We start from the raw sequence: 12,684 nt of genomic DNA on the forward strand, positions 1-12,684 counted from the left end.
GAGGGCGGCCTTTCTGCGGTGCAGCAGCTTACTCGGCCAGGCGCCAGGTGGTGCCGCCCTTGCCATCTTCCAGCACCACGCCCATGGCGGTGAGCTGGTCGCGGATGCGGTCGGACTCAGCCCAGTTCTTGTCGGCGCGAGCCTGCAGGCGCGCGGCGATCAACGCCTCGACTTCGGCGGTATCGACCTTGCCGGCGGCGCCGGCCTGGAGGAAGGCCTCCGGCTCCAGCTGCAGCACGCCGAGCACACCGGCCAGCTGCTTGAGCTGGGCGGCCAGGCCGGCGGCAGCCTGTTCATCCGACTCGCGCAGGCGGTTGACCTCGCGGATCATCTCGAACAGCACGGCGCAGGCTTCCGGCGAGTTGAAGTCGTCGTCCATGGCCGCGCCGAAGCGCTCGACGTATTCCTCACCGCCAGCCGGCGCCACTTCCGGCAGACCTTTCAGGCCGTTGTAGAAGCGCTCCAGGGCGCTCTTGGCTTCCTTGAGGCTGTCTTCGGAGTAGTTGATCGGGCTGCGGTAGTGGCTGGACACCAGCAGGTAGCGCACCACTTCCGGGTGGTACTTCTCCAGCACTTCGCGGATGGTGAAGAAGTTGCCCAGGCTCTTGGACATCTTCTCGCCGTCCACACGCACCGCGCCGGCGTGCATCCAGGCCTTGGCGTAGAGCTTGCCGGTGGCGGCCTCGCTCTGGGCGATCTCGTTCTCGTGGTGCGGGAACACCAGATCCGGGCCACCGCCGTGGATGTCGAAGGTTTCACCCAGGCAGCAGGTGGACATCACCGAGCACTCGATATGCCAGCCCGGCCGGCCCTTGCCCCAGGGCGAATCCCAGCTCGGCTCGCCCGGCTTGGCGCCCTTCCACAGGACGAAGTCCAGCGGGTCTTCCTTGATCTCGTCGACCTCGATGCGCGCGCCGATCTTCAGCTCGTCGATCTTGCGCCGGGACAGCTTGCCGTAACCCTCGAACTTGGTGACGCGGTAGTACACGTCGCCATTGCCCGGGGCGTAGGCGTAGCCCTTGTCGATCAGGGTCTGGATCATCTGGTGCATGCCGGCGATATGGCCGGTGGCACGCGGCTCGATATCCGGGCGCAGCACGGACAGGCGCGCCTCATCCTCGTGCATGGCGGCGATCATGCGCTCGACCAAGGCCTCGAAGGGCTCGCCGTTCTCCTGGGCGCGCTTGATGATCTTGTCGTCGATGTCGGTGATGTTGCGCACGTAGGTCACGTCATAGCCTCGCTGGCGCAGCCAGCGGGTGACCACGTCGAAGGCGACCATCACCCGGGCGTGGCCGATGTGGCAGAAGTCGTAGACGGTCATGCCGCACACGTACAGGCGCACGCTGTTGCCTTCCAGCGGCTGGAAGACATCCTTGGTCTTGCTCAGGGTGTTGTAGATGGACAACGCCATGGATCAGGCTCCCCAGGAATCGCGCAGGGTGACAGTGCGGTTGAAGACTGGAGCGCCCGGCTTGGAGTCCTTCAGGTCGGCAACGAAGTAACCTTCGCGCTCGAACTGGAAGCGCTCTTCCGGCGCGGCGTTGGCCAGCGACGGTTCGGCGCGGCAGCCGGTGAGGACGACCAGCGAATCCGGGTTGATGTTGTCGAGGAAAGTCTGGCCCTCCTCGGCCTTCTCCGGGTTGGCCGAGCGGAACAGGCGGTCGTACAGGCGCACTTCGCAATCCACGCTCTCGGCGGCCGGCACCCAGTGGATCACGCCCTTGACCTTGCGGCCTTCCGGGTTCTTGCCCAGGGTGTTCTCGTCGTAGCTGCAGTGCAGCTCGATGACGTTGCCAGCGGCGTCTTTCACGGCCTCGTCGGCACGGATCACATAGCTGCCGCGCAGGCGCACTTCGCCGCCCGGGATCAGGCGCTTGAAGCCATCCGGCGGGGTTTCCTCGAAGTCGCTGGCATCGATGTAGATCTCGCGGCTGAACGGCAGCACGCGCACGCCCATGTCCTGCTTGGGGTGGCGCGGCAGTTCGAGGTTCTCGACCTTGCCTTCCGGGTAGTTGGTGATCACCACTTTCAGCGGCTTGAGCACGCACATGGCACGGGCGGCGTTGGCGTCGAGGTCCTCGCGAATGGCGAACTCGAGCATGCCGATATCGACCACGCCGCCGGCGCGGTTGACGCCGATCATGTCGCAGAAGGTGCGGATCGAAGCCGGGGTGTAGCCACGGCGACGATAGCCGGACAGGGTCGACATGCGCGGATCGTCCCAGCCGGCCACGTGCTGTTCATCCACCAGTTGCTTGAGCTTGCGCTTGCTGGTGATGGTGTAGTTCAGGTTGAGACGGGCGAATTCGTACTGGCGCGGGGTGGCCGGCACCGGCAGGTTGGCCAGGAACCATTCGTACAGCGGGCGATGGTCCTCGAACTCCAGGGTGCAGATGGAGTGGGTGATGCCCTCGATGGCGTCGGACTGGCCGTGGGTAAAGTCGTAGCTCGGGTAGATGCACCACTTGTCGCCGGTCTGGTGATGATGTGCGTGGCGGATGCGATAGAGGATCGGGTCGCGCAGGTTGATGTTCGGCGAAGCCATGTCGATCTTGGCACGCAGCGAGCGGGCACCGTCCGGGAACTCGCCGGCCTTCATGCGGGCGAACAGGTCCAGGTTCTCTTCCACCGAGCGATCGCGGAACGGGCTGTTCTTGCCCGGCTCGGTCAGGCTGCCGCGATAGGCGCGCATCTCTTCCGCGTTAAGGTCGCAGACGAAGGCCTTGCCGGCCTTGATCAGCTCGACGGCCCAGGCATGCAGTTGATCGAAATAATTGGAGGCATAACGCTCCTCGCCGGCCCATTTGAAGCCCAGCCACTCGACATCGGCCTTGATCGCATCGATGTATTCCTGGTCTTCCTTGGCCGGGTTGGTGTCGTCGAAACGCAGGTTGCACTCGCCGCCGAATTCCTGGGCCAAGCCGAAGTTCAGACAGATGCTCTTGGCATGGCCGATGTGCAGGTAACCATTGGGCTCCGGCGGGAAGCGGGTGATGACTTTGGCGTGCTTGCCGCTGTCCAGGTCGGCCTGGACGATGGGGCGCAGGAAGTTGGCGGCTTTTTCGACGGTGGGCTTGCTCATGATGTCCTTAAGCTAAAGGCGGCGACGGCCGAGACAGTAGGCCGGTCAAGACAAAGCCCGTATGATACCCAACCCGTCAACCCCCTGACAGCCGCAAAGCGACCGGGAGTGGCCTTTTGGCGCGAATGCGCCGCCGCCCTGCCCGCTTTGCCCGAAATCGAGAGCGCACCTGCCATGATCAAGCTGCACACCAACTACGGCGTCATCACTCTGGAACTGTTCGCCGACAAGGCCCCGGAAACCGTTGCCAACTTCGAGCAGTATGTACGTGACGGCCACTACAACGGCACTGTGTTCCACCGTGTGATCAGCAACTTCATGATCCAGGGTGGCGGTTTCGAGCCGGGCATGAAGCAGAAATCCACCCGTGCCCCGATCAAGAACGAAGCCAATAACGGAGTTTCCAACAAGGTCGGCACCGTCGCCATGGCCCGCACCATGGACCCGCACTCGGCCTCCGCGCAGTTCTTCATCAACGTCGCCGACAACGGCTTCCTCGACCACACCGCGCCGACCATGCAGGGCTGGGGCTACGCCGTATTCGGCCAGGTAACCGAGGGCATGGACGTGGTCGAGAAGATCAAGGGCGTGGCCACCACCATGAAGTCCGGTCACCAGGACGTGCCGGTGGATGACGTGATCATCGAGAAAGCCGAAATCGTCGAGTGATTCGATGATCCTGCTGATCTCCGATCTGCACCTGGAAGAGAAACGCCCGGACATTACCCGGGCGTTTCTGCATTTCCTGCAGACCCGCGCCCGCCAGGCCGAGGCCCTGTACATCCTGGGTGATTTCTTCGAGGCCTGGGTGGGTGATGACGGCATGTCAGCCTTCCAGCACGACATCGCTCGCGCCCTGCGCGCACTGAGCGATGCCGGCACGCGCATCTTCCTGATGCACGGCAACCGCGACTTCATGATTGGCCGAGCCTTCTGCCGTGAGGCAGGTTGCACCCTGCTGAAAGACCCGAGCATCGCGCACTTCAATGGCGAGCCGGTGCTGCTGATGCACGGCGATAGCCTCTGTACGCTAGATGTGGGCTACATGAAGCTGCGTCGCCTGCTGCGCAACCCGCTGAGCCTGTTCATCCTGCGTAACCTGCCATTGGCTGCCCGCCGCAAGCTGGCGCGCAAGCTACGCAACGAGAGCCGCACGCAGACCCGCATGAAGGCTAGCGACATCATCGACGTGACCCCGGACGAAGTGGCACGGGTCATGGCCGAGCATGGTGTGCGCACGCTGATCCACGGCCACACCCACCGTCCTGCCGTGCATGAGCTTGAAGTCAACGGCCAACCGGCCAGGCGCATCGTCCTCGGCGACTGGGACCAGCAGGGCTGGGCCCTGCAAGTCGACGCATCCGGCTTGTACCAGGCGCCCTTCACGCTCAGCTAGAGCTCCTTGACCACATCCAGCCAATGCTGGATGTCCACCTCGTCGATCTGTTCTGGTCTGAGGAAGCGCTCACCATACTCGCGGTAAACGCCGCTGGTGAGGAACAGGCGGAACAACTCCACATCGATGTGCTGATCGCGTGCCATGAAGCTGAGGATCTTCACCGACTCGGAGAGGGTCTTCGGTGCCTTGTAGGGGCGATCAGCAGCGGTCAGTGCCTCGAAAATATCGGCAATGGCCATTACCCGCTCGGGAATACTCATGTCTTCCGCACCTACGCGCCGCGGGTAGCCGGTACCGTCCATTTTCTCGTGGTGACTACCGGCGATGGTCGGCACCCGCTTCAAGTGCTTGGGTAGCGGCAAGGTGCTGAGCATGATGATGGTCTGCACGATGTGCTCGTTGATCTTGAAGCGTTCCTCTTCACTCAGGGTGCCGCGGCGAATGCCGAGGTTGTACAGCTCACCGTAGTTATAGGCGTAGGCCGGCAGACGCATGTCGAAGCCCCACAGGTTACGTGGATCGTCCTTGACCACCGGCGGCTTGCGCTCGCCCCAGTGCACCAGGTGTTCCGGCCTATCAGCCAGTAACGGCTCTTCGACCGGCAACTGCACGTGCGGCACACCCTCGAAACGCTCGGCTTCGTCATGGGAGATGCCAATGCGATTGTCAAAATGGCGCATCCAACGGCGCTGGCCGATATGCTGCAGACGCTCGACATCCTCGTCCTTCATGAACTCGCCACCGACGTTGGCATTGGCGACAAAGGCGAACTCCTCCTGCAACTCCGCCCTGACCCGCTCCAGGGTCAACTGCAGCGCCTCCTGATCCCCCCCTGAAGCCAGCCCCTGCCAGTAGTGAATTTCGGCATCGCGCCAGAGTACCTCGAAGCGCATGCGCACCTCATGGATGCGGTTGTAGAGCGTCTCCAGCTTGGTCGCCTTATCGACCACGTATTCCGGACTGGTGACCTTACCGCAGTCGTGCAGCCAGGCGGCGATACGAAACTCGTACAGCTCCACCTCATTCATATCGAAGTTGGCATAGGGGCCTTCGCGCTTGGCCACGACCTGTTCGAGCAGCATCTGTGCCAGCTGCGGCACCCGCTCGCAATGCCCCCCGGTGTAGGGACTCTTGGCGTCGATAGCGTCGGCCAAGAGTTTGATGATGGCGTCCAGCAAGCGTTGCTGAGCCTCGATCAACTGGCGCGTTTCGATGGCCACGGCGGCGGCGCCGGACAACTCCTCGACGAAACGGCGGAACGGCTGGCGCACTTCGTCCAGCTCATGCTCTTCGTCCAGTTGCAGCACCAGGACACCGAGCAGTTCATGGCCTCGGTCATTGAGCGCCACCGCCATGCAGTGGCCGCGCAACTCCAACACCCTGGCGACTGCTGCGGCCAGGTCTTCATGACTGTCAGCAGCCAGCTGCAACTGTTGCGGATAGCCCAGTCCATGGCACTCAGCCGCCAAACGCAACACGCCGCTCTCATCATCATGTAGATAGACTGCGCCGCCGGGCACCCCGGTGGCTTCGACCAGCTGCTCCAGCACCCCACCCAGCATGCTGTCCAGCCTGGTTTCACGGCTCAGGGTCAGGGTCATCGACTGGAAGTTACGGATGGTGCCGGACATTCGCGTCAGGACATGGCCAAGCTCACTGACCTCCCTGACCCGCGAGCGCACTCCGACTTCGTGACCGAAGTTGAAATTGGCCAGGGCCTGCACCTGATCGGCCAGCATCCGCAAGGGCTGGCCAATGCGCTGCCCCAACGCCCAGCCGATCAACAGCAGTAAAGCAATCAGGGCCGCAGCCCAGAGCGTTTGCTCGAGCAACACCCTGCGAGCGCCCGCCAAAAGCTCGGCAGCCGGGATGGCAATCAGTACATGCATGTCCTGCTCGGCGAAGGTGGAAAGCGGCACACGCACGCCGTACCAGTCCTTACCGTCAGCCTGAAACAGCTGTGGTGCAGTCCCCAGACCACGCTCACCGAACATCTGCGCCAGGATGGGGACGCCCAGTTCTTCAATCTTTGACAGCCGTAAACCATCACCCTCCTCGACAATCACCCGCTGCAGATCCGGATAAGCCACCACTGAACCCTGGCCATCCAGCACAGCGATTTCAGTACCCTCGGTCATCCGTAGATCCTGGGTTTCACTGGCAAGATCATCAACAGCAGCATCCACTCCGAGCACAGCAGCACCGTCGACCGTGCGCTGAGCCAGCGTCAGACCGATCTGGCGCGTGGTGAAAAACACATAAGGACTGGTTATTACGGTGGTGGCGCGCTGCATGGCGCTTGAAAACCAGGGGCGAGTACGTGGATCAAAACGATAGTCGGGCTTGATTTCAGACTTCAGCAGGGCCAAGTCACGGTTATAGAAACGCCACTCGCCCACATAGTTGCCCGCCTCAGCCAGGGTGATGCTCTGCACCATGAAAGCAGACCCTTTGGGCGCGGCAAAGCGCTCACGCAGCGTGTCATCACGCATGCGCCGCACCAGCAGGAACTCGCCGTTGGGATAGCCAACGTATGCCGCACTGAGCATTTTGTTCGCAACCAACCCCTCCACCAACAGCGGTAAACGCTCCAGACGCTGTGGCAAATTGTCGGCTGCTGAAACTGGGTCATAGGCCAACAGGCGGATAGAGCTCTGCGCGGGATCGATCAGCCGCCTGGCCCGCTCATTGACTGATTGACTGAGCTGCTTCGCGGAATCGCCAGCCGCAGCCACCAGAGCCTGTTGAACCCCCCGATAGCCTTGCCAGGCCAGTGCACCGCCAAGGGACAGGGTGCTGATCATGATCGCCAACGCGATCAGCAACTGCAGGGGGATGCCACGTCGCTCTGCCATCATGGTGTGCCGCTCCTTTTGCTCACGTCATAACGATAGCCACTGCGCAAAAACTCTTGTTCAAGATGGGCCGGCATGTGAGTACGCACCAGGCCCGCCAGGCTTCCATCCAGACGCATAGCCTCGATGAGACGAAGCCATTCAGCCGCCTGGGCTGAATTGAAGGAGCGCCGCGATAGCATCAGACCCGCCCCCAGGGACGGCCCTGGATTTAGATCGAGGATACGAAAATCAAGACGCTCCTCAGCCGGAATCAGTTGTGCCAGGTTGATATCGTGACTGATCAGCGCCTGCACCTCGTTGCGCCGTAATGCGGCATAACGTTCGGCATCGCTGGTGAAGGCATCAACCCGCCCCATGCCGGCCAGCATGCGCACGCCCCCTTCAAAATAAGGGCCTCGCCAGTAACCGGGGATCACTCCGAGACGAAGCTCCGGCATGGCCTGAAAGTCGGCAAAACGGCTGATCTTCGGCGCCAGCTCAGCACGCACGATCAGCTTGTTGCGGTAATAGATGGTCGGGACGAAGTAGCTGAAACGCTGCCGCTCATTATTGGGAATACCGCTGGGCAGCATATCCAGAGTGCCCTCTGCAAGACGCTTCCATACTTCCCCCCGCGGCACAATCTGAGCATCGAATCGGCAACCGGTACGCTGCCGAAATTCCGCAACCAGGCCAGGATCGAACCCCTGGCCGTCACGGTACACCATGCTATTGAGCAGCCAGGCAAGGCGGATCGGTCGCTCACAACCGTAACGCTGAGCGGCGTCATTGGCCTGAGCACTCCCCAGCGCCCCGACCAGAAGCATGCCCACCAGCCAGCGCGGGCAACGCAGATAGGACCAGATCATTCCATGTGCTCCAGCCGATAAACCTGCCAAGAAGGCAGCGACAGCACATCAGTGTAATAGGCGCTGGCTAATCTGCCGGGCGATTCAAGGCGGATTCGGGTTTTCTGCGCACACAATCAGGGCTATGTGATCTGGCAAAGGGCCGATCTACGCCAGTGTTGAGCTACGGCCTCGCCAGTGTTTCCCGCTCCAATTAGAGCGACTGGAAAACCAGTGCCTTGAGCCCGGCCTCGGAGTCGATATCGGCGAACTCGGGGGGATTGTCCAGACGTTCGACGAAGCGCAGCTGCGGCGCCTCGCGGGCCATTTCCTCGATCAGGAACGCCGGGCCGATGGCCGGGTCGTTGACACAGGCCAGCACGCGGCCCCGCTCGCTCAGCAACTCCGGCAGGCGGCGCAGGACCTTGGCGTAATCCTGGGTCAGCACGAAGCTGCCCTTCTGAAAGCTCGGCGGATCAATGATCACCAGGTCGTAGGGCCCGCCCCGCTTCACCTTGCCCCAGCTCTTGAACAGCTCGTGGCCGAGAAATTCCACCCGGCCGAGGTCATGACCGTTCAGGCGGTGGTTGTCTCGACCACGGCTCAGCGCGGCGCGCGCCATGTCCAGGTTGACCACCTTGTGCGCACCGCCGGCCAGCGCCGCTACCGAGAACCCGCAGGTATAGGCGAACAGGTTGAGTACATGCTGACCCGCCGCCTGTTCACGCACCCAGTCGCGCCCCAGACGCATGTCGAGGAACAGGCCGCTGTTCTGCTTGCGGCCGAAATCAAGCTGATAGCGCAGGCCGCTCTCGACGATCTGCCAGCTGTCGATGGGCTCGCCGACCAGGTAATCGGTACCGCTGTCCGGGCGATAGCGATGCTGCAACAGCAGGTGCCGGGCGCCACTGGCCTGCCAGACATCGGTCACCACCAGGCGCAGCAGCATGGCCTGCACTGCCGCCAGGTCCTGCGGCTCGCGGAACAGGCTGACCAGCACCACGCCCGACAGCCAGTCCACGGTCACCTGCTCCAGCCCCGGCCATTGCCGGCCACGCCCATGAAACAGGCGGCGGGCCTCCTGGGGCGGCGCCTGCAGGCTCGCCGTCAGGTGCTGGTACAGGGTCTCAAGGGCAGCGGGGGTCATTGGGGCAACCGTGGCAAAAGGGGCAGGCATTCTACCCGGCGCAAAAAAAACGGCCCATCGCCGGGAGGACGTGGGCCGCAAAGCACTAAAGGTCGTACGTGGTACCCCGCGGGTAGCGGATGAGGGAATCGCCGCCGCGGGGCATCGGCAACTGGCGGGACGACCGGCCCGCCAGCGCACAGGCTCAGATATGAGCGTCCTGGTATTCCTTCTCGGCCAGGTCGAAGCGCTGCTGCATGTTCAGGCTCGGGGCGTTGCCGATGCGGCTGAACACCAGAATGGCAATGGTCGCGAGGATGAAGCCCGGGATGATTTCGTACAGGCCCAGACCGATCCAGTTCTTCCACACCACCACGGTGACGGCACCGACGATCATGCCGGCCAGAGCGCCGTTGCGGGTCATGCCCTTCCACAGCACGGACAGCAGCACCACCGGACCGAAGGCAGCACCGAAGCCGGCCCAGGCGTAGGACACCAGGCCCAGCACGCGGTTGTTCGGATCAGCGGCCAGGGCGATGGCGACCAGGGCCACCAGCAGCACCATGGCACGGCCGACCCAGACCAGTTCGGTCTGCGAAGCGCCCTTGCGCAGGAAGGCCTTGTAGAAGTCCTCGGTCAGGGCACTGGAGCACACCAGCAGCTGGCAGCTCAGGGTGGACATCACCGCGGCCAGGATGGCGGACAGCAGGATGCCGGCGATCCACGGGTTGAACAGGATCTTCGACAGCTCGATGAACACGCGCTCCGGGTTCTCGCCGACAGGGCCGGCCAGGTCCGGGTTGGCGGAGAAGTAGGCGATGCCGAAGAAGCCTACGGCCACGGCGCCGGCCAGGGTCAGGATCATCCAGGTCATGGAGATGCGACGGGCAGCCGGGATCGATTTGACCGAATCCGCAGCCATGAAGCGCGCCAGGATGTGCGGCTGGCCGAAGTAACCCAGACCCCAGGCCATCAGCGAGATTACGCCGATGAAGGTGGCGCCCTTGAGCATGTCGAAGTGGCTCGGGTCGACGGCCTCGATGGCAGTCATGGCCGGATCGAAGCCACCGGTGCCGATCAGCACGAATACCGGGGTGAGGATCAGGGCGAAGATCATCAGGGTGGCCTGCACGGTATCGGTCCAGCTCACCGCCAGGAAGCCACCGATGAAGGTGTAGGCGATGGTGGCCGCAGCGCCGGCCCACAGGGCGGTACCGTAGCTCATGCCGAAGGTGCTCTCGAACAGACGGGCACCAGCGACCACGCCGGAAGCGCAGTAGATGGTGAAGAACACCAGGATCACCACGGCGGAGAAGATGCGCAGGATACGGCTGTTGTCTTCGAAGCGGTTGGTGAAGTAGTCCGGCAGCGTCAGGGCATTGCCGTTGTGCTCGGTCTGCACACGCAGACGGCCGGCGACGAACAGCCAGTTGAGGTAAGCACCAACCACCAGGCCGATGGCGATCCAGCTTTCGGAGATACCGGCGACGAAGATGGCACCCGGCAGGCCCATCAGCAGCCAGCCGCTCATGTCGGAGGCGCCGGCGGACAGGGCGGTCACGAAGCTTCCGAGGCTACGACCACCGAGGATGTAGTCGGACAGGTTCTTGGTACGCAGGTAGGCGATTAGACCGATCAGCACCATCGCGGCGATATACACCACGAAGGTAATCAGCATGGGAGTACTGGCTGTCATGGGAGGATGCCCTCTCGTTTGTTGTTATGCGCCACGGGGATGACCCGCGACTAGGTTGGCAAATCGCCCGCTCGTGGCGGACGCTGGAAATCCCCGACCGTTCGGCTGGGGCTATGAAGACTGACGCTCGCACGCCGAGCCGCATCACGCCGCTCCAATCCGGGAACGACCTCAGGGCGCCGGGGCGCCCTGCTCCACCTGGCCAACAGCGCACCAGGCAGGCTCGCCGCCTTGCTAACGGGCGGCCACAACACTGTTCAAGCCCAGCAGCATTTCGGCATGCGCGCAACTGCGCCCGCTGTCGACATCTGCCGGGATGCAGGACTCTAGTGACAGAGGCATGACCGCTTCTTGCGGAAAACTCCGGAGTTTTTGCGAAAAACTCCGAGCCGGGGAACTTTCCGCGCCGCGCTAGCGCTCGATGATCTGCCCGCGCATCGGCGCCAACCGCGCCAGCAGGCGGTTCTGCTGGCGCACGGGTACGCCTTCGGCGTCCATGGCGTCGATCAGATCCTCGACCAGGGCGTTGAAGTCACTGCGGGTCAGGTGCTGGCCCTTGTGGCTTTCTTCCATGCTGTCGCCGGTGTACTCGCAGGGGCCACCGGCCTCGACACAGATCTGCTCCACCAGCTTGTCGCGCAGGCGTTCGATATCGATGTCCTGGAAGTGGTGGGCGATGCGCGGGTTGCGTACCGCGTTGAGCAACGTGCCCTCGACGATGCGGGTGATGCCGGCACGCTCACCCAGGCCACGATACAGACTGTCGTCCTGTGGCGGCTGGCTGGTGCAGGCGCTCAGCAGAACGAGCACAGCGGGGAACAACAGGCGGCGCATGCTCAGAAACTCCCCTGGATGGACAGATAGGCACCGTCCTGATTGTCCAGCCCGGCGATCTCGCCAAGGCGCGCGTAAGCCAGCACCACGGCCAGGTGCTTGTTGGGAAAGTAACCGAGGAACACATCGGCCCAGTCGCTCTCGCCGGCGAAACTCAGGTTGTCCGGTTTCTCGCGATATTCCACGCCCAGCGCCCAGCGCGGGTTGAGCAGCACGGCGACGGAGCCTTCCTTGAGCACCGAATGCCGGTCACGTCGGTCGCCGCCGAAGCCGAGCAGGCCCTGTTCGTTGGCCCGGCTGTAGCGCAGATTGCCGTTAAGCAGCAGGTTGTAGCCGAAGGCGCCGCCGAGGATCAGACGACTGGCGGCCAGGTAGGCCTCGGTATCCTCGTCGCGCTGGGCACCGACCAGGCTCGGCACCCGAAAGTCCTTCTGCCGTTTGTGTTCGATACCTAGCGACACCTGGGGCAGACGGTCGTAGATCAGGTCACCGAACAGGCGCAGCTTGAGGCCGAAGATATCCTGGCTGAGGCTGTTGTCCGGCAGGTTCAGGTCACGCGCCAGGGTGCCCAGGTCGAAGCGCTGGCGGGCGTAGGACAGCTCAATGCGGTTGTCGTAGGAGAATGCCGCGCCGCCCACATCGAGCCGGTAATCGCCGGTCTCGACGCGGGTGAGAAAAGTCGTGGCGCCCCACTCGCCCTGCTCGCCATAGCCGGACAGCACGGCCCAGGGCACGATGCCACCACCGGCAGCGCCGTCGATGCTGGTCGCGCCGCCCGTGGCCAGCAGGCGGCCCTGATCGGCGGCGGCCAGGCCGGGCAACAGAGCGAGAAGAGCAACGCACAGACGCTTGCGCATGG

The 12,684-nt window shown here is 63.2% G+C and carries 10 protein-coding genes; 2 read left to right on the forward strand and 8 right to left on the reverse strand.

Going from position 1 to position 12,684, the window contains the following annotated elements; genetic code table 11:
- Positions 1-28 precede the first annotated feature (28 nt).
- Together cysS and ACF8C6_RS11605 are read right to left on the reverse strand one after the other, a co-directional pair.
- Positions 29-1,414 (reverse strand): cysteine--tRNA ligase, encoded by a 1,386-nt coding sequence (gene cysS, locus ACF8C6_RS11600; protein ID WP_392499427.1) that lies wholly within the window; start codon positions 1,412-1,414, stop codon positions 29-31.
- A gap of 3 nt (positions 1,415-1,417) precedes the next feature.
- Positions 1,418-3,085 (reverse strand): glutamine--tRNA ligase/YqeY domain fusion protein, encoded by a 1,668-nt coding sequence (locus ACF8C6_RS11605; RefSeq protein ID WP_392499428.1) that lies wholly within the window; start codon positions 3,083-3,085, stop codon positions 1,418-1,420.
- A 174-nt stretch (positions 3,086-3,259) separates the two neighbouring features.
- Between ACF8C6_RS11605 and ACF8C6_RS11610 the strand changes: the two genes are divergently transcribed.
- Positions 3,260-3,754, forward strand: a complete 495-nt coding sequence (locus ACF8C6_RS11610; protein WP_392499429.1) for a peptidylprolyl isomerase — start codon at positions 3,260-3,262, stop codon at positions 3,752-3,754.
- A gap of 4 nt (positions 3,755-3,758) precedes the next feature.
- Positions 3,759-4,481, forward strand: coding sequence for a UDP-2,3-diacylglucosamine diphosphatase (gene lpxH / locus ACF8C6_RS11615; protein WP_392499430.1), 723 nt, complete (start codon positions 3,759-3,761; stop codon positions 4,479-4,481).
- Here the strand turns inward: lpxH and ACF8C6_RS11620 are convergent.
- From ACF8C6_RS11620 to ACF8C6_RS11645, 6 genes are all read right to left on the reverse strand, one after another.
- Positions 4,478-7,342 (reverse strand): HD domain-containing phosphohydrolase, encoded by a 2,865-nt coding sequence (locus ACF8C6_RS11620; protein WP_392499431.1) that lies wholly within the window; start codon positions 7,340-7,342, stop codon positions 4,478-4,480. The genes lpxH and ACF8C6_RS11620 overlap by 4 nt on opposite strands.
- A complete protein-coding gene (locus tag ACF8C6_RS11625; protein WP_392499432.1) occupies positions 7,339-8,190 on the reverse strand; it encodes a substrate-binding periplasmic protein in 852 nt (283 codons plus the stop codon). Before ACF8C6_RS11625 ends, ACF8C6_RS11620 begins: the two co-directional genes overlap by 4 nt.
- Positions 8,191-8,383: 193 nt before the next feature.
- The gene (locus tag ACF8C6_RS11630) at positions 8,384-9,316 is read right to left on the reverse strand and encodes a class I SAM-dependent methyltransferase (RefSeq protein ID WP_392499433.1); all 933 of its coding nucleotides are present in this window, start codon (positions 9,314-9,316) and stop codon (positions 8,384-8,386) included.
- A gap of 184 nt (positions 9,317-9,500) precedes the next feature.
- Entirely contained in the window at positions 9,501-10,991 is a 1,491-nt protein-coding gene (gene putP / locus ACF8C6_RS11635) for a sodium/proline symporter PutP (RefSeq protein WP_392499434.1), read from the reverse strand.
- A 411-nt stretch (positions 10,992-11,402) separates the two neighbouring features.
- Positions 11,403-11,825: a group 1 truncated hemoglobin gene (locus ACF8C6_RS11640; protein WP_392499435.1), complete on the reverse strand. Its 423-nt coding sequence runs from the start codon at positions 11,823-11,825 to the stop codon at positions 11,403-11,405.
- A gap of 2 nt (positions 11,826-11,827) precedes the next feature.
- The gene (locus ACF8C6_RS11645) at positions 11,828-12,682 is read right to left on the reverse strand and encodes a DUF3034 family protein (RefSeq protein ID WP_392499436.1); all 855 of its coding nucleotides are present in this window, start codon (positions 12,680-12,682) and stop codon (positions 11,828-11,830) included.
- Between the last annotated feature and the right edge of the window lie 2 nt (positions 12,683-12,684).

It is taken from the genome of Pseudomonas sp. zbq_18 (assembly GCF_043102245.1).
Taxonomy (GTDB): Bacteria; Pseudomonadota; Gammaproteobacteria; order Pseudomonadales; family Pseudomonadaceae; genus Aquipseudomonas.